We start from the raw sequence: 15949 nt of genomic DNA, 5'->3' as shown, positions 1-15949 counted from the left end.
GTGATCAGCATTCGACAACGCGTTCTGCCTCAGCCCCTCTTCAGCCTGGTGCTGCTGGCGGTCTGGCTTCTGGCTCAGGGCAAGCTCGAACTCTCCACGATCATCGGCGGGGTGATCCTGGCGCTGGTGCTGCCGGCCTTCACCTACCGCTTCACCGACACCTTCCCGAAGGTGCGCCGGATCCGCCCCCTGATTCAGTACATCGTCATCGTGATGTGGGACATCCTCATCGCCAACCTCACCGTGGCGCGCTTGATCCTGGGCCCGGCCCGCAAGCTCAAGCCCACCTTCCTGGAGGTGCCGGTGAAGCTGACCAACCCCTACGCCATCACGATCTTCGCGGCGACCATCTCGCTGACCCCCGGCACCGTCTCGGCCAACTTAAGCGGCGACCGCAAGACGCTGCTGGTGCACGCGCTGAGCACCGAAGACCCCGACGCCGAGATTCAGCTGATGAAGGCCCGTTACGAGGCGCCGCTTCTGGAGATCTTCCAATGATCTTAACCTACGCCATCGCCATCGCCTTCGGCATCGTCTCAGCGGCCGTGCTCCTTAACGCCTACCGCCTCTTCCAGGGGCCCGATGTGCTCGACCGCGTCGTCGCGCTCGACACGATGTACATCAACACCATCGGGCTGCTGATCCTGGCCGGCATCTGGTGGGCCACCGACATCTTCTTTGAAGCCGCCCTGCTCATCGCCATGATGGGTTTTGTGGGCACCGTCGGTATGGCCCGCTTCCTGCTTCGCGGCGACCTCATCGAGTGAATCTTTATCGGCCGGCGAGCACCTCAACGCTCGCCCCGAAGCCCCCGAGAACACCATGGAAGAGCTTCCCCTCTACCTTCAAAGCATCATCGCCGCGCTGATCCTCTTCGGCGCCATCTTTGCCTTCATCGGCTCGCTGGGCCTGGCGAAGCTGCCGGACTTCTACATGCGCCTGCACGGTCCCACCAAGGCCACCACCCTGGGCCTGGGCGCGATGCTGGTGGGCTCGATGATCTTCTTCAGCGTCACCAAGGGCAGCCTCACGCTCCACGAGGTGCTCATCACCCTCTTCCTCTTTATTACCGCCCCGGTCAGCGCCCATATCCTCTCGAAGTCGGCCATCCGCGAGCGCATCTACGACTCCACCGGCATGGTCGAAGAGAAGACCCGCGAGCTCTTTTAAGCCCCCATCTCAGCGGCCTCACCGGCCTCACCGCGCTTGCGGGTCTTCGCTTTTCTGTAGAAAACGTGCCCGCCCGAGCGCGCCGCGCTCCCCGCTCCTCTCTCCCCCCGCCAGGCCCCCCGAAGATGTCTTACGCCGAACAGGCGGCGATGTTCGAGAACCGTCTCCAGAAGAACATCAGCCGCATCGAAAACGCCGCCCAACGCCTGGGCCAGAGCTGCTACCGCATCTACGACGCCGACATCCCCGAGATCCCCCTGCTCGTCGACTGGTACGAGGGTTATCTTCACGTGGCGCTGATGGCCCGGCGCAAGTTCCGCGACATGGACAACGAGGCCTGGCTCGACGCGATGCTCGATGTCTTGATGACCCAGCTCAAGGTCCCCGCCGAGAAGGTTTTTGTAAAAACCCGGCGCCGCCAGAAAGGCTCCTGGCAGTATTCGAAATTTGCCCATGAGCGCAGCGAGATCGTCGTTCACGAAGACGGCCTCAAGTTCAAGGTCAACCTCTCCGACTACCTGGACACCGGCCTTTTCCTGGACCACCGCATCACCCGCCAGATGGTGCGCGAGGAGTCGGAGGGCAAGAGCGTGCTCAACCTCTTCGCCTACACCGGTGCCTTTACTGTGCACGCCATCGCCGGCGGCGCCCGCAAGACCGTCACCGTTGATATGAGCAACACGTACTTGCGCTGGGCCCGTGAGAACCTCGCGCTCAACCAGATGAGCCTGCGCGGAAACCGCTTCGAGCGCGCCGACATCCTGCAGTACCTGGCCAGCCCTGACCGCGCCCGCGACCGCTACGACTTGATCGTGCTCGACCCGCCCACCTTCTCCAACTCCAAGAAGATGGACGACACGCTTGAGATCCAGCGCGACCACCCCTGGCTTATCAACACCTCCCTGGGCTTGCTCAAACCCGGCGGCGCCCTTTACTTCTCGACGAACTTTCGGAACTTTAAGCTGCAACCCGGACAGCTCCACGGCGCCTCGATCGAAGACCTCACCCACAAGACCATCCCGCACGACTTCCAACACTCCAAACCCCACCAGAGCTGGCGCATCACCCGCGCGTAACGCTCTCCAAGCGCTCGCGATCTATGACCTCTGAAAACGAAGCGAAACTCACCCCCAAAGGCCCGCGCCGCAGCCTCTCGGGCATCAAGCCCACCGGTTTTCCGCACCTGGGCAACTACCTGGGCATGATCCGCCCGGCCATCGATCTGCAGGAGGACTACGAGGCCTTCTACTTCGTGGCCGACTACCACGCCCTGACCTCGGTGCGAGATCCTCAGGCGCTGCGCGACTCGGTCTACCAGATCACGGCCTACTTTCTGGCCTTTGGTCTCGATCCGGCCCGCGCCGCCTTCTTTCGCCAGTCCGATATCCCGGAGGTCACCGAGCTGACCTGGCTCTTGAGCTGCGTCACGCATATGGGTCTTTTGGAGCGCGCGCACGCGTATAAGGCGGCCAAAGACCAGGGCATCGAGAAGGAGATCAACCACGGCGTGTTCACCTACCCGGTGCTCATGGCCAGCGATATTCTGATCTACGACTCGGAGGTCGTGCCCGTAGGCGCCGACCAGATCCAGCACATCGAGATGACCCGCGACATGGCCCAGAAGTTCAACGCCGCCTTCGGCGGCGACTTTCTGCGTCTGCCCGAGGCCCGCGTGCGCGAAGACGTCGCCACCGTCCCCGGCATCGACGGCCGCAAGATGAGCAAGAGCTACGGCAACATCATCGAGCCCCTTCTGCCGCCCAAAAAACTGCGCAAGCAGATCATGAAGATCGAGACCGACTCCAAAGGCCTCGACGAGCCCAAAGACCCGTCGACCTGCACGGTGGTGACCCTCTACAAGCTCTTCGCCTCGAAAGAGGAAGTCGCCGAGATGGAAGAAAACTACCGCCGTGGCGGCTACGGCTACGGCCACGCCAAGCAGGCGCTCTTTGAAGCGATGGACGCCCACTTCTCCCCCTTCCGTGAGAAGTACGAGGCCATCATCGACGACCGCGACTACCTCGACCAGATCCTTGATGAGGGCGCCGAAAAGGTGCGCCCCATCGTCGAAGACGTCATGGCGCGTGTGCGTCGCGCCACCGGCCTTCGCCGCTAGTTTACGCAACCTCTTCGCTCTTCGCTTCGCGGGGTGCGCGCCTCATCACAACACCGCGCTCCCCGCGATGACCCCAGCCTCACCTCTCTCCAAGGCAACCGACATGGCCTCCAAAGACGACAAAAACCAGCCCGTGCCTCCTCGCCCCCGCAAGAAAAAACCCGAGGGCGAAGCCAGCGCGCAGGGCGTAAAGCCCGACGAGAAAGTCGAAGTCATCCGCGCGCCCAAGCCCCCCACCGCGCCCAACGCTCCCAAAAAAGACGCCCCGAAGTCCGAGGCGCCCGCGGCGCAGAAAGAGGCCGCTAAAAAAGAAGAGCCAAACGCCGGCATGAAGTTCGGCGACACCTCGGCCACCATGGACGATTTTGCCGCGATGTTTGAGGGCCATGAGGCCGCCGCTCCCTCCCGCCAGCGCTTCGATATGGGCGACCAGGTCGAGGGCACCGTCATCTCGGTGGGCTCCTCGCACATCTTCGTGCAGATCGGCGCCAACCAGGAAGGCGTCGCCGACCGCGCCGCCTACGAAGACGAGGAAGGCAACGTTACGCTCGAGCCCGGCCAGACCTACTCCTTCTACGTGCTCGGCTTTAAGGGCGGCATCCAGCTCGGCAAAGAGCTCGGCGCCGGCCGCCAGGGCATGGCGGCTGTGGAGACCGCCCACGACACCGGGCTTCCCATCAGCGGGCGCGTCACCGGCACCAACAAAGGCGGCTTCGAGGTCGACCTCTCCGGCGTGGAGGCCTTCTGCCCCATCAGCCAGATCGAGCTCGGCTTTACCGAAGAGCCCGACGCCCACGTCGGCCAGACCTACCAGTTCAAAGTGCAGGAAGTTCGCGACGGGGGCCGCACCGTGGTGGTCAGCCGCCGCGCCCTTCTCGAAGCCCAGCAGAAAGAAGCCCGCGAAGAGACGCTGAAAACCCTGGAAGTCGGTCAGGTGCTCGACGGCGTCATCACCCGCGTGGCCGACTTCGGCGCCTTTGTCGACATCGGCGGCATCGAGGGCCTGGTGCACGTCTCCGAGCTCAGCCACACCTTCTTCGACCACCCCACCGACCTGGTCAAAGTCGGCCAGGAGGTCAAGGTCGAGGTCTTGAGCCTTGAGGAGCCCGTGGGCGACAAGCCCATCCGCATCGGCCTGAGCATGAAGGCCACCGAGCAGGACCCGTGGCTGGAAGTGAACGAAAAGTTCGCCGTGGGAACCCGCGTGCTCGGCCGCGTCGTGCGTCTTGCGCCCTTTGGCGCCTTCGTGGAGCTTACCCCGGGGGTTGAGGGCCTGGTGCACGTCTCCCAGATGAGCTGGGAGCGCCACGTCGCCAACCCCGCCGACGTCGTCTCGGTGGGCGAAGAGGTCTCGGTGGAGGTGCAGGACATCGATCTTCTGCGCCGCCGCATCGGCCTGAGCATGAAGACCGCCGAGGGCGATCCCTGGGCCAACATCACCGAGCGCTTCGCCATCGGCCTGGAGGTCACCGGTCACGTGGCCAAGGTCGAAGACTTTGGCGCGTTTATCGAGCTCGGCGGCGGCATCACCGCGCTGCTTCCCCGCAGCGAGATGAACCTCGCCAGCGAGTCGACGCCTCACCGTCAGTTCACCGCCGGTCAGGAAGTCAAAGCCCGCGTGCTCAACATCGAGCCCGATCGTCGCCGCATGGCGCTCAGCCTCAAAGACGCCGAGACCATCGCCGAGCAGGCCGATCCCTCCAAAGCCGCCCCCACAAGCTACAAGGACGATAGTCTGTCTTCGGGCGGCAGCATGGGCACGCTGGGTGATCTGCTCAAAGCCCGTAAGAAGGACTGAGCTCACGCGAAAGACATACGCAGGCACCGTAGCCTGAAAAAACGACGCGCACCTCCCGGGTGCGCGTCGTTTTTTTTGATTCCTGATCAGCGAAAGCGATTCCTCGCCTTAACGCAACAAAACAACACAACCAGATCCGCCTTTAAAAACAACAACTTAAGCAACACGCGCCATCGAAATGACTCATCATTCATAGATCGACTTGTCGTGCAGCACCCTCCTTCGCTAAGACGTCCCCCCCCTTCTAATTCACGAACTGCAATGACCTGTGAGGACATGATGGTACGCCATTTTAAACTTCTGGCCCTTGTGCTGATGTGCTGTATGAGCGTGGCCTGCTCGGGAAATGAACAGGACGAGGATCCCATCCCCGTCATCGACGACACCGGCCCCGACGCCGAGCCCGACACCACCCCCGACGACGACTGCGACGGCCTGGCCGAGGGCGCTTCGCGCTGCGACGGCGCGATGCTTGCGACCTGCAATGGCGGTGTGTTGCAGACGGAGAGCTGCGACGAGGGTTTGAGTTGCGACGGCGGTGTGTGCTTATGCGACAACGCCAACGACGGCGTCTGCCCCGAGAGCTGCAGCCAGGACCCGGACTGCAACACCACCTGCGTGCCCGAGTGCTCCGGGCTTGATTGCGGCCCGGACGGCTGCGGCGGAAGCTGCGGCACCTGCGACACCACCGACTACTGCAACAGTGGCGTCTGCGAGACCTTCGACCCCTTATGCAACGACACCTGCGGCCCGGCAGGTGATGCCGGCGGCTACGCCAACGACGGCGAATGCGACGACGTGGGCGAAGGCGGCGGTGGCATCTGCGAGCTGGGCAGCGACTGCAGCGACTGCGGTGCCCGTGAGCTTCCGCCCATTCACTGCGAGCTCAACTACAACGAAGACTGCCCCATCGGTCAGCGCTGCGACTGCGACGAAACCAGCGGCGAGTGCGTCTGTGAGGTCGGCACGCGTGGCACCGCCGGCCCCGGTGAGACCTGCACCGACACCCACGACTGCGCCAGCGGCCTCTGCTTCGATGAGCAGTGCAGCGCGCGCTGCGACACCGGCGCCGATTGCCCCTCGGAGATGCCCAGCTGCAACTTCCTGGGCTACTGCGCCCCGGAGGTCTGCGAGCCCAGCTGCGACGGGCTGACCTGCGGTGATGACGGCTGCGGTGGAAGCTGCGGCACCTGCTCCGGCGACGACATCTGCTCCGAGGGCGCCTGTGTCGCGGGCGAAGACGAGGCCGTTTACTGCTCGGCCAGCGGCTACTGCACCTCCGACGAGGCCTGCCTGATCTCCCTCGGCAGCTCCGTCTCGACCTGCAAGCCCAAATCCAGCGCTACCGCGCAGGCGGTCTTCGAGGCCGCCGAAGACGGCCAGAGCTACGTCTATGTCGGCTGCGACGATGATACCGACTGCGGCGAGGGCGAACTTTGCAAATGGGGCGTCTACGCAGCCTACTGCGTCGACAATGACTCCCCGCGCAAGGTGTGCAACGTCAACGAGCCCCAACCCCAGTGCGGCAGCGGCAACCGCTGCTGCCCTCAGACTCGCCCCCTCAGCCGCGAGAGCATCTACGAGGCGCTTAACCTTGGCATCTGCTACCCCACCACGATGGCCTGCCCCTGATAGGCCCCCGGCGCCGACGCGGCCCTGAAGGGCCGCGCTTATCACTCGACTAAAAAACCGCTCGCCAGGACCTGGCGAGCGGTTTTTTTTGTGGGTCGACACAGCGCGCTTCCCCGTACCGGCAGCCAACTTCGTGGCCTCCGGCCAGGCCCCCCGCCACATCGCAGCGGAAGGCTCAACAGAAGCTCATTGATCCTGCGGCTCCCTCAAAAACACGTACTCACCATCGCTCGAGCGCTCATCGCTGAAGTAGTAGCCACCGCCTGTAAAGCCCTTGAGCCGCTCCGGATCGGTGATGCGCTCGCGCACGATGTAGTCGGCCATCATCCCCCGGGCGCGCTTCGCCCAGAACGCGATGATCTTGTACTTCTCGCCCTTACGATCGCGAAACACCGGGGTAATCAGCTTCCCCTTCAGGGACTTCGTCTTCACGGATTTAAAATACTCGTTGGACGCCAGGTTGATCACCATCTGACTCTCCTGCTCGGCGAGTTTTTCGTTGAGCACCTCGGTGATCTTTTTGCCCCAGAACTCATAGAGGTTCTTGCCGCGGGCGTTCTCCAGGCGAGTGCCCATCTCCAGGCGGTAGGGCTGCATCAGATCCAGAGGTCGAAGCACGCCGTAGAGCCCCGAGAGGATGCGGATATGCTCCTGGGCAAAAGCCACATCGTCGTCGGTGTAGGCGTCGAGCTGAAAGTCGGTGTAGACGTCGCCGGTAAAGGCCCAGAGCGCCTGGCGAGCGTTCTCCGGGCTGAAGGGCAGCTCGAAGTCGCGGTAGCGATCGTAGTTGAGGTCGGCGAGCTTATCGCTGATGCCCATCAACTCTTTTAAGTCGGCGCGGGAGAGCTCGCGCAGCTTCTCGATGAGCTGCTTTGAGTCTTTGAGGAAGGGGGGCTCGCTATGCTCGGAGACGGGCACCGGCGATTCGAAGTCCAGGGATTTGGAGGGGGAGAGTAAGACCAACATAGACGACCTGCTGCAGACGGCTTGAATGACTCAGGAGGGAACGAAGGGGCGCTCTTCATACTCGCCGGGCGCAAAAAAGGCGCGCCGGGCGAAGGCGCGCCTAAGGATTAAGAACCTCCGGCCATCTGGCAAGCGCGGCGCGCCGGGGAGCGCTGCGCCGGGCCGCTCCTTAAAAAGGTTGAAGCCCGGGGCCGTCTTCGTGGGCGGCGCGCCGCGCGCCCCTGGCCACCGGATGAATCTCGGCCTCGGGGGCCTCTTCCGCACCGAGGCGGCGCAGCGTATGGCGGCGACGCACCTCGGGGAGCACCCAGCCGCCGATCACAAAGCGCTGAAAGGGCATATTCATACTGAACTTCTGCGTCAGCCCGTCCATCACATCATAAAAGAGCACGCGGTAGAGCTGCGCCAGATCTCGCCGGGCGAAGCTGCGGCACGCCAGGCTCACCGCGTCGACCGTGCGCGCGACCCGCTCTTTCATGCCCAGAAAGTCGATCACAAATGCCTCCCCACCGAAGGCGTCTTCCAGAATCTGCGCGGCATCGATGCTATAGGGGAGCCCGCGACCCAGGCGCGCGCCGCGCAGCGCGTAGAGGGTGCGCAGCCGGGTGATGGGGCGCTGGTAGCGAAGCTCCAGCATGGGGCCTTCCACATAACGGGCCACCCCTTCTTCCTCGTCGAGGATCTGCTCAAGGAGCGCCTGCTCGCGCGCGGCCAGCTGACCTGTGGCGCCTGGGCGCCCCAGGGTGGCTTGCATCGCCAGCACGCTGTCTTGAAGCGCCTCACACACGAGCTCATCAATGCGACCGAGCACGTCGATGTAGAGGCGGCCAAAGGTGTCGTAGCCGTAGCGCTGCAGCCCGGCCTCCACCGCCTCCTCAAGCCAGGGCTGCTGAGAGGTGCGGGCGCCTGAGCCGCCCTCCCCGAAGCATCGCAGCTCGGGGTGCAGCGCGATCAAATCGTGCGCGCTGACGGTGGTGGTCCAGCGGTCGCCGTGGGCCGGCGCGTCGACAAAAACAAAGAGCTCTTCCATGGCTTCTCCCGGGGCTTCCCTGCCCCTTTTTCGAGGAACGCACCTGGTACGGCTCGGCGCTTAACGTTCAAAACACTCAATCCTTTCAAGAGGTTATGCGCACAAAACACCAACATCGCCGCGTTCGCGGCGCGCGCTACCTCACCTTCACCCCTACTGCTGGTTTGGATAAAAACACTCTAACTCGCCAGGGCCCGGAGTTCAACGGAAGCGAGCCGCGAGGTGCGCGCGCGCGAAAAAAAAGACGCGCCCTTTTAAGGGGCGCGCCTTTATGCACTCGCGGCCACACGCCAAAAAACCGGCGCGCTTCGTCGCTCAACCCGAGCGCGCTTATTTCGAGCCGAAGGTCTGGTTGAAGTCCGGGAAAAACTCCCAGTCGCCGACCTGGCGGTACTCTTTGGCTTTGATCAGCAGGTAGGCGTCGATCACCGAAGCGATCGAGATAAGCCCGCCGCCGCAACCGGTGACGATCGCCGCGGCCAGGATCACAAGGCCCTTGGCGGTCTGCCCCTGCATCATCTGCCCCACGCCGGGGATGAGAAAGGAGAGCACCACCGCAATGATCTGATCGGTGGTCAGACCGCCCGGGTTGTTCTGCCCGCCCTGCTGCTGGGGCAGGTTATCCATCGGGGGGCGGTAGTCCTTAAAGTTGCCCGCGGGCGGCGGCTCATGCGAGGGCGCGGCCCAGTCGTTTTGCTGTTGATCCTTATTCTGATCGTTCATGGACTTCTCCTGCACACGTGCGCGTAAATACAAAGGGAGAGACGCTCGATTCAAAACGAGAGCCGACCGAAGGTCGGTGTGATGCTCGTAGTGCGATGCTTATACGCTGCCTTACACCACCTGTCGTTTACAAGTTGCAGCGAAGTGTTTCAGAGCTTGAGCGCGTCCGGCTCGGCGGAACCCACCAGCGCCTCAACCTCTTCCACGGATTTGGGGCACATCGCGGTGAGGTTCTCATAGCCCTCGGCGGTGACCAGGATGTCGTCTTCGATGCGCACGCCAATGCCACGCAGCTCTTCGGGAGCGTTCTCATCGTCGGCGGGCACGTAGATGCCCGGCTCAATGGTAAGCACCATCCCCGGCTCAAGAGGGCGCGAGGTGTCTTCGTCGAGCTTGTAGAGGCCCACGTCGTGCACGTCCATGCCCAGCCAGTGGCCGATACCGTGGGGGTAATACTTGCGGTAGGACTTCGACTCGAGCGTCTCTTCCAGAGTTTCGTTGAGGATGCCCAGATCGATCATCGCCTGCGCGAGCATCTTTGAGGCTTCCTCCTGCAATGACTCGTAGGGGAGCCCGGGCTTGATCATCTCGGTAACCGTCTCCAGCACGTTGAGCACCGCCTCGTAGAGCCGACGCTGGGGCTCGGAGAAGCGGCCGCTGGCCGGGAAGCTGCGCGTGATGTCACCTGCGTAGTAACCGTACTCGCAGCCGGCGTCGATGAGCACGACATCGTCTTCGCCGATGCGATCTTCGTTCTCGGTATAATGCAGGATCGTGGCGTTATCGCCCCCACCCACAATCGAGGCGTAGGCCGGGCCGGTGCCCCCGCTGCGGCGGAAGTGGTACTCGATGAGCGCCTGCAGCTCATACTCCATCATGCCCGGGCGGCAGTGCTTCATCGCCAGGATGTGGGCTTCAGCCGAGATCTCACAGGCGCGGCGCAAGACCTTGAGTTCTGCGTCTTCTTTGATCAGACGCGCCTCAAAGAGCAGGTCGCGGGCGTCGGCGATGGCCGCCGGCATCGCCAGGTGCTGGTTGCGGCGATGGCGCAAAGACTGCACCCAGCCGATCACGCGCTGATCAAAGTCCGGCTCAATGCCCAGGGTATAAAAGAGGGTCTGACGGCCCTTGAGAAATTTGGGAAGCTCCTCATCGAGCTGGCTGAGCCCGAAGGCCACATCCGCCCCGAAACGCGCCACGGCGCCCTCGGGTCCGGCGCGGCGGCCCTCCCACTGCTCTTTGCTCGGGTCACGATCGGGCACAAAGAGCCCGAACGCGCCATCTTCGCGGCCCGGGGCCAGCACGAGCACGGACTCGGGCTCGCGAAAGCCGCTCAGGTAGAGGAGATCGCTGGAGGGGCGGTAGTTGTACTCGGTGTCGTTGGAGCGCTGCCGCATCGAGGGGCCCACCACGATCAGCACACCCTCGGGGCCGATCTTCTCCATCAGTCGGGCGCGGCGCGCCGCAAAGACCTCTTGTTCGATCATGACCATCATTGCCTCATTGCTAAGCTGTGATTTTGGCGTCCGTTCACAGGCGGCATCCTGCCACCCGGCGAGGCATCTGTCGAACCCTGCGCAGCCTCGGTCTCTTACGACCGGGCTTGCAGCCGCGCGCCCGGTGACCAGAGTCAGCGCGGTCTTCGCCCTTTGCCGCAGGCCCCCTTCCTTTGTTACATCACCTGCCGATGATGACGTCTTACCCACCCACGCGAGGATCTTCCATGGCCGCGACCGACACTTCCGACACTCTGGCAACGACGCTGCAATCCTGGCTTAAGGTCGACTCGACCAGCGGGCAGGAGAAGGCCTTTCTGGAGCTGTTGGAGGCCGAGCTCAAAGAGGCGGGATTTAGCCGCATCGATCGTCAGGAGGTCGCCCCGGGGCGCTACAACCTGCTGGCGCGCACCGAGCGGCCCGCGCGCCTGCTCTACTCCACCCACGTCGACACGGTGCCGCCCTTTTTGCCGGTGCGCCGCGAGGGCGATCGCATCTTCGGGCGCGGCGCCTGCGACACCAAGGGCGGACTTCTGGCGATGCTTCAGGCCGCAAAACGCCTGCTGGCCGCCGGAGAGCGCGAGCTGGGCTTTTTGCTGGTGGTCGGCGAAGAAGTCGACCATTGCGGGGCGAAAAAGAGCGTGGCCTTGAGCCATCTTAAGGAGGAGGGGCTTGAGCGCATCATCCTCTGCGAGCCCACCATCAACCGGGTGGTCGCCGCGCAGAAGGGCATGCTCAAGTTCACCCTGGAGACTGAGGGTGTGGCCGGGCATTCGGCCTTTGTGGATCGGGGCACCTCGGCCATCCATAAGCTCCTGGATGTGCTTGAGCGTATGCGCCGCCACGACTGGCCCACCGACGCGATTCTGGGGCCGACCACGCTCAACATCGGCACGATTGAGGGGGGCGTGGCGGCCAACGTCTTTGCGCCCTCGGCGCGGGCACAGGTGTTGATGCGCGCGGTCAGTCCGATTGAAGGGCTGCTCAGAAGGGTGGAGGAACTGGCTGGCGAGGAGGCCCGGGTGGAGGGTGCGGTCTACAACGACCCGGTCTTTTTTGATCCGCCCGAGGGCTACGAGGTGGCGACCGTGCCTTTCAACACCGACGCGACCTACGTAAGCGAGCTTGCGCCGGTATGGCTTGTGGGTCCGGGCGATATCCGCGTGGCGCACGCCGACCACGAACATATTGATTTGAGCGATCTTCAGGCGGGCATCGACCTCTACACCGAGCTCGGCACGCTGGCGCTCCGAGCGCAGCGCTAAAGCGGCCGCTGCGCAGCGGGCGGACGCCCGCACCGCAGGCCAGGCGAAGCCCGGGAGGTGGCGCGCACGTTGAGGGCGCCGCCCCCACCTCCCGAACTGGACATTTCAATAAAGGTGTACAAGTTCGCCTGTGACGGAAACTGACCGGGTGAGTTCGCTCACCCGACCTCTTCGCCAACGCGGCACATCCCGCTTCGAACGCAACGCCCGCCTCAAGGGCATTCAGGGACGCCGCTCAAGGCCCTCAACGCCTGGAGGACTCATGACACGCTCCCCGCACACCCAGGTCGTCTTCGACGCTATCGACGCGCTGCCCGACTTCGGCAGCGGTGCCCCCATCATCACCGCCGAGCAGAGCCCCCACGCCGGATTGCAGGCGATCCTGCCCGCGCTGGCCACGCTCAGCCCTCAGAAAGCCCCGAAACCCACCTTTGAGCGACGCGGTGAGGCAAAGTTCTTTCTCGATCACTTCGCGCTGGGCGATGAGGTCGCGGTGGTACCGCTGTGGCATATCGAGCACCACGACCTGCACGCCAGCGAGATCGTCGGCTGGACCTACGCCCGCCACCTCTGCTGACACCGCATACTAAAAAATAATATAACACCCTCCTGACGCGCCCGGGGCCCACCCCGGGCGCTTCTCTGCCACAGACCTACCCCTCTACCTGTGAGAAACTTCTATGGCCCTGCTCGAAACCCAGGCCCCCGCGCTCGGCACCCCCGCCCCCGACTTTGAGCTCCCCGACACCGAAGGCGTCACTCGCCGCCTCGATGACTTCGCCGCAAGCCCGGTGCTGGTTGTGATGTTCATCTGCAACCACTGCCCCTATGTGAAAGCGGTGCTCGATCGTCTGGTCGCACTTCCCGGCGACTTTAAGGAGGGTGAGGTTGCCTTTGTGGCCATCAGCGCCAACGACGCCGAGCACTACCCCCAGGACGGCCCCGAGGCCATGGCGCAGCTTGCCCGCGACAAAGACTTCCCCTTCCCCTACCTCTATGACGAGACCCAGGAGGTGGCCCGGGCCTACGGGGCGGTGTGCACGCCGGACTTTTTTGTGTACGACCGCGATCGAAAGCTGGCCTACTGCGGCCGCCTCGACGATAACTGGAAAGATCCGCATGCGGTAAATCGCCGCGAACTCCACGACGCCATCGCCGCGCTGCTTGACGGCAGAGGCCCCGTCGAGGAACAACACCCCTCGATGGGTTGTAGCATCAAGTGGAAACCCTGAGCGCCCGAACATCGGGTGCATTTTAAGGCCAACAGACCCGGGCTTTCGATGTTCGGTATTTCCTTTCCAGAATTAATGATCATCGCCGCGCTGGTGCTGGTGGTGGCCGGCCCCGAGAAGTTGCCCGAGTTCGCGCGCTGGGCCGGAAAGGGCATGCGCGAATTGCGCAAGGCCTCGAACACCCTGCGCGACGCGCTGATGATCGACGATCTCGACCTCGATAAGCCCGCAAAGCGCATCACCACAAGCGCGCCTCAGGCCAGCGCCGCGCCGCCTGCGGCCGGCGCCGCCCAGGCGGTGTCGGCGGAGACGTCGGCCGATGCGGCGCCCACCACCCGCGTCTCCACCGCTTCTGCCCCGCGCGAGCGCTACCCCAGCGCGGAGCCCTCCGGCCTAGACCAGCTCGACGAGCGCGACTTCGATCGCCTGCTCGAGCAACAGTACCTTCTGCATCATAACCAGCTTAAAGCCGTGGCGCTCACCCCGGCGCTCGCCAGCACCGAGACCCACGCGGTGAGCCTGAGCGCAGCGAGCGCCGAGGCTGAGCCCGACCAGGCCACGCGACACGCGGTGGCGCTTGTGGCCTCCCAGGCTCCGGAGCCGATGCGATGAGCCCGACCAACGACTTTGAGCCCCGCTCCGAGGCCTCCGCCGAGAGCCTGCAGGAGATGCGCATGAGCTTTATGGCGCATCTTGTGGAGCTGCGCCGGCGCTTTCTCTACAGCTTTATCGCGATGGTCATCGCGTTTCTGATCTGCTGGGGTTTCGCCGCCGAGATCTTCGATTTTTTGCTGCAACCCCTGATCAAGGCCGCCCCCGAGGGGGAGCTGGCCAACATGCATAACACCGACCTGGCCGAGCCCTTCTTCACGCTGCTCAAGACCGCGCTTCTGGCGGCGGTCTTTCTGGCCTCACCGGCGATCATCTACAACGTCTGGAAGTTCGTCGCCCCGGGGCTCTACCCCGACGAAAAACGAGCAGCCGTGCCCTTTGTGGCCGGCGCCACCCTCTTCTTTCTGCTGGGCGCGAGCTTCTGCTACTACGTGGTCATCCCCTTCGGATACGCATTCTTGCTGGGCTTCTCGCTGGAAGTCTCCAACCCGACCCTGATGATCAAAGACTACTTCGCGCTCACCACCAAGCTCCTGCTGGGCTTCGGCATGGTCTTTGAGCTGCCGGTGGTCACCTCCCTGCTCTCGGCGGTGGGGGTGCTGACGCATCGCCACCTGATGCAACACTGGCGCATCGCGGTGGTCGCAGCCTTCATCATCGCCGCCATCCTCACGCCCCCCGATGTGGTCACGCAGCTGATGCTGGCCGCCCCGCTGATGCTGCTTTACGGCATCTCCATCGCGGTGGCCTACGTCATCACAAAGCGTCGTGAGCGCCGCATCGCAAAAGAGCTGGCCGAGTTATCCTGACCTCGCCAGGATTCTTTGAGCTCTTTGAGCCGACCTGAAAAGGTCGGTTTTTTTATGCCCGGAAGGCAAAGCCAGACATCAGCGCGCGATAACAACATCAGGACGCGGGTCCACTTCAACCACCTCAGGAGGGAACCATGCCTGCTCTCACACCGCGCGCTCGCCAGCTCGTCGAACGTTTGAAGTTCGCCCACCACCGCTCGCCAGCCCCTCATCGCGGCCATCACCCGGGTCTCTTTTGGCTCGCGTTGACGCTGAGCCTGATGACCGCCATCAGCGGCTGCGAAGACGCCAACGCCAGCGAATCGAGCCGCACCTACCGCCCCCTCAACGTGAGCTGCCCGGCGCTGCCGCGCGCCTCAGGCGATGCGCTGCAGCCGACGGTCTTTTTCGACGATGAAGAGGCTTTAAGCGACGATGAGGTCAGCGAGGATGAGCGCGATGAGCTCGACCCACTCGACGCGATGCTCGCCACGGGGCAAGCCGACGACAGCGCGCTGCTGCTCGACGAACACGCCACCGACGCCGAAAACATTGTCTCTGGGGACGAAGAACACGACCTCCTCCTGGATGACGGGGCCACGCTCCTCCCGGACCTCTCCGCCAAGCCCGCAGCAGATCTTCTCGACGCGCTGCACACCCTTGAGGCAACCGAGCTCGACGCCTCACCAGCCGATGAGGCACACGCCCTCCACGCCACGCATCACCCACACGTTGAGGCCGGCTCGGAACAACGCCCGGAGCCGGTCGCACACCCCCAACCCACCGCCGACGCCGACGCCGATGACGAAGATCACGAGGTCCCCGACGCACGCACACCATCTTCCGAGCCTGCCGAAGCCGACGCGCCCATCCAGAAGATCAACATCAACACCGCCACCGAGGCCGAGCTCACCTCCATCCGCGGCATCGGCCCGGCGCTGGCCGGGCGCATCCTCGACTACCGCAGCCGCCGCCCCTTCACCCGGCTGAGCCACCTCAAACGCGTCAAAGGCATCGGCCCGGCCACCTACCGACGCCTGCAGCCCTACATCACCCTGGACGACGCTCCCGACGCCGGAGAATCCGACACGCAGAATTGACCTTCCTCCCCCTCTCTG

The 15949-nt window shown here is 63.9% G+C and carries 17 protein-coding genes; 13 read left to right on the top strand and 4 right to left on the bottom strand.

Annotation, left to right across the window (positions count from 1 at the left end; all coding sequences use genetic code 11):
- The 7 genes from FRC98_RS15245 (at window position 1) to FRC98_RS15215 (ending at window position 6716) form a co-directional block, all read left to right on the top strand.
- Window positions 1–498: a Na+/H+ antiporter subunit E gene (locus FRC98_RS15245; protein WP_230467658.1), complete on the top strand. Its 498-nt coding sequence runs from the start codon at window positions 1–3 to the stop codon at window positions 496–498.
- Window positions 498–767 carry a K+/H+ antiporter subunit F gene (locus tag FRC98_RS15240; RefSeq protein WP_146982437.1) on the top strand — a complete coding sequence of 90 codons (270 nt, stop codon included), beginning with the start codon at window positions 498–500 and terminating at the stop codon, window positions 765–767. Before FRC98_RS15245 ends, FRC98_RS15240 begins: the two co-directional genes overlap by 1 nt.
- Before the next feature lie 55 nt (window positions 768–822).
- A complete protein-coding gene (locus FRC98_RS15235) occupies window positions 823–1170 on the top strand; it encodes a Na+/H+ antiporter subunit G (protein ID WP_146982303.1) in 348 nt (115 codons plus the stop codon).
- A gap of 125 nt (window positions 1171–1295) precedes the next feature.
- Complete coding sequence (locus FRC98_RS15230; RefSeq protein ID WP_230467656.1) at window positions 1296–2246, top strand: class I SAM-dependent methyltransferase; 951 nt, start codon at window positions 1296–1298, stop codon at window positions 2244–2246.
- A gap of 23 nt (window positions 2247–2269) precedes the next feature.
- Window positions 2270–3286, top strand: a complete 1017-nt coding sequence (trpS, locus tag FRC98_RS15225) for a tryptophan--tRNA ligase (RefSeq protein WP_146982302.1) — start codon at window positions 2270–2272, stop codon at window positions 3284–3286.
- Window positions 3287–3389: 103 nt separating this feature from the next.
- Window positions 3390–5084 carry a S1 RNA-binding domain-containing protein gene (locus tag FRC98_RS15220; protein ID WP_230467655.1) on the top strand — a complete coding sequence of 565 codons (1695 nt, stop codon included), beginning with the start codon at window positions 3390–3392 and terminating at the stop codon, window positions 5082–5084.
- 276 nt (window positions 5085–5360) lie between these two features.
- Window positions 5361–6716: a hypothetical protein gene (locus tag FRC98_RS15215; RefSeq protein WP_146982300.1), complete on the top strand. Its 1356-nt coding sequence runs from the start codon at window positions 5361–5363 to the stop codon at window positions 6714–6716.
- 186 nt (window positions 6717–6902) lie between these two features.
- Here FRC98_RS15215 and yaaA read toward each other — a convergent pair whose 3' ends face one another.
- The 4 genes from yaaA to FRC98_RS15195 all read right to left on the bottom strand — a co-directional run bounded on the left by yaaA (window position 6903) and on the right by FRC98_RS15195 (window position 10928).
- Window positions 6903–7682, bottom strand: coding sequence for a peroxide stress protein YaaA (gene yaaA / locus FRC98_RS15210; RefSeq protein WP_146982299.1), 780 nt, complete (start codon window positions 7680–7682; stop codon window positions 6903–6905).
- A 169-nt stretch (window positions 7683–7851) separates the two neighbouring features.
- Complete coding sequence (locus FRC98_RS15205) at window positions 7852–8712, bottom strand: hypothetical protein (protein ID WP_146982298.1); 861 nt, start codon at window positions 8710–8712, stop codon at window positions 7852–7854.
- Between the two features lie 330 nt (window positions 8713–9042).
- The gene (locus FRC98_RS15200; protein WP_146982297.1) at window positions 9043–9435 is read right to left on the bottom strand and encodes a hypothetical protein; all 393 of its coding nucleotides are present in this window, start codon (window positions 9433–9435) and stop codon (window positions 9043–9045) included.
- A 149-nt stretch (window positions 9436–9584) separates the two neighbouring features.
- The gene (locus tag FRC98_RS15195) at window positions 9585–10928 is read right to left on the bottom strand and encodes an aminopeptidase P N-terminal domain-containing protein (protein ID WP_230467654.1); all 1344 of its coding nucleotides are present in this window, start codon (window positions 10926–10928) and stop codon (window positions 9585–9587) included.
- A gap of 230 nt (window positions 10929–11158) precedes the next feature.
- Here FRC98_RS15195 and FRC98_RS15190 point away from each other — a divergent pair, with 230 nt between their 5' ends.
- The 6 genes from FRC98_RS15190 (at window position 11159) to FRC98_RS15165 (ending at window position 15931) form a co-directional block, all read left to right on the top strand.
- A complete protein-coding gene (locus FRC98_RS15190) occupies window positions 11159–12196 on the top strand; it encodes a M20/M25/M40 family metallo-hydrolase (protein WP_230467653.1) in 1038 nt (345 codons plus the stop codon).
- Window positions 12197–12458: 262 nt separating this feature from the next.
- On the top strand, window positions 12459–12773 hold the full coding sequence (locus FRC98_RS15185) for a hypothetical protein (protein WP_146982294.1): 315 nt from the start codon (window positions 12459–12461) through the stop codon (window positions 12771–12773).
- 103 nt (window positions 12774–12876) lie between these two features.
- Entirely contained in the window at window positions 12877–13428 is a 552-nt protein-coding gene (locus FRC98_RS15180; protein ID WP_146982293.1) for a thioredoxin family protein, read from the top strand.
- Window positions 13429–13476: 48 nt separating this feature from the next.
- Window positions 13477–14040: a Sec-independent protein translocase subunit TatA/TatB gene (locus tag FRC98_RS15175; protein ID WP_146982292.1), complete on the top strand. Its 564-nt coding sequence runs from the start codon at window positions 13477–13479 to the stop codon at window positions 14038–14040.
- Window positions 14037–14849 carry a twin-arginine translocase subunit TatC gene (gene tatC / locus FRC98_RS15170; RefSeq protein ID WP_146982291.1) on the top strand — a complete coding sequence of 271 codons (813 nt, stop codon included), beginning with the start codon at window positions 14037–14039 and terminating at the stop codon, window positions 14847–14849. The genes FRC98_RS15175 and tatC overlap by 4 nt, the downstream gene beginning before the upstream one ends.
- A gap of 137 nt (window positions 14850–14986) precedes the next feature.
- Window positions 14987–15931, top strand: a complete 945-nt coding sequence (locus FRC98_RS15165) for a ComEA family DNA-binding protein (RefSeq protein WP_146982290.1) — start codon at window positions 14987–14989, stop codon at window positions 15929–15931.
- Window positions 15932–15949: the final 18 nt, after the last annotated feature.

The sequence above is a fragment of the Lujinxingia vulgaris genome (assembly GCF_007997015.1).
Classification (GTDB): domain Bacteria; phylum Myxococcota_A; class Bradymonadia; order Bradymonadales; family Bradymonadaceae; genus Lujinxingia; species Lujinxingia vulgaris.
The sequence above is the reverse complement of the archived record's forward strand: the minus strand, read 5'-3'. Positions and strand labels throughout refer to the sequence as shown.

Excerpts from the sequence above, each read along its gene's own strand:
- trpS (WP_146982302.1), top strand. The coding sequence starts at position 2,270 with ATGACCTCTGAAAACGAAGCGAAACTCACCCCCAAAGGCCCGCGCCGC.
- FRC98_RS15220 (WP_230467655.1), top strand. The coding sequence starts at position 3,390 with ATGGCCTCCAAAGACGACAAAAACCAGCCCGTGCCTCCTCGCCCCCGC.
- FRC98_RS15205 (WP_146982298.1), bottom strand. The coding sequence starts at position 8,712 with ATGGAAGAGCTCTTTGTTTTTGTCGACGCGCCGGCCCACGGCGACCGC.
- FRC98_RS15235 (WP_146982303.1), top strand. The coding sequence starts at position 823 with ATGGAAGAGCTTCCCCTCTACCTTCAAAGCATCATCGCCGCGCTGATC.
- FRC98_RS15175 (WP_146982292.1), top strand. The coding sequence starts at position 13,477 with ATGTTCGGTATTTCCTTTCCAGAATTAATGATCATCGCCGCGCTGGTG.
- FRC98_RS15180 (WP_146982293.1), top strand. The coding sequence starts at position 12,877 with ATGGCCCTGCTCGAAACCCAGGCCCCCGCGCTCGGCACCCCCGCCCCC.
- FRC98_RS15165 (WP_146982290.1), top strand. The coding sequence starts at position 14,987 with ATGCCTGCTCTCACACCGCGCGCTCGCCAGCTCGTCGAACGTTTGAAG.
- FRC98_RS15185 (WP_146982294.1), top strand. The coding sequence starts at position 12,459 with ATGACACGCTCCCCGCACACCCAGGTCGTCTTCGACGCTATCGACGCG.
- FRC98_RS15215 (WP_146982300.1), top strand. The coding sequence starts at position 5,361 with ATGATGGTACGCCATTTTAAACTTCTGGCCCTTGTGCTGATGTGCTGT.
- FRC98_RS15200 (WP_146982297.1), bottom strand. The coding sequence starts at position 9,435 with ATGAACGATCAGAATAAGGATCAACAGCAAAACGACTGGGCCGCGCCC.
- tatC (WP_146982291.1), top strand. The coding sequence starts at position 14,037 with ATGAGCCCGACCAACGACTTTGAGCCCCGCTCCGAGGCCTCCGCCGAG.
- FRC98_RS15195 (WP_230467654.1), bottom strand. The coding sequence starts at position 10,928 with ATGGTCATGATCGAACAAGAGGTCTTTGCGGCGCGCCGCGCCCGACTG.
- yaaA (WP_146982299.1), bottom strand. The coding sequence starts at position 7,682 with ATGTTGGTCTTACTCTCCCCCTCCAAATCCCTGGACTTCGAATCGCCG.
- FRC98_RS15190 (WP_230467653.1), top strand. The coding sequence starts at position 11,159 with ATGGCCGCGACCGACACTTCCGACACTCTGGCAACGACGCTGCAATCC.
- FRC98_RS15230 (WP_230467656.1), top strand. The coding sequence starts at position 1,296 with ATGTCTTACGCCGAACAGGCGGCGATGTTCGAGAACCGTCTCCAGAAG.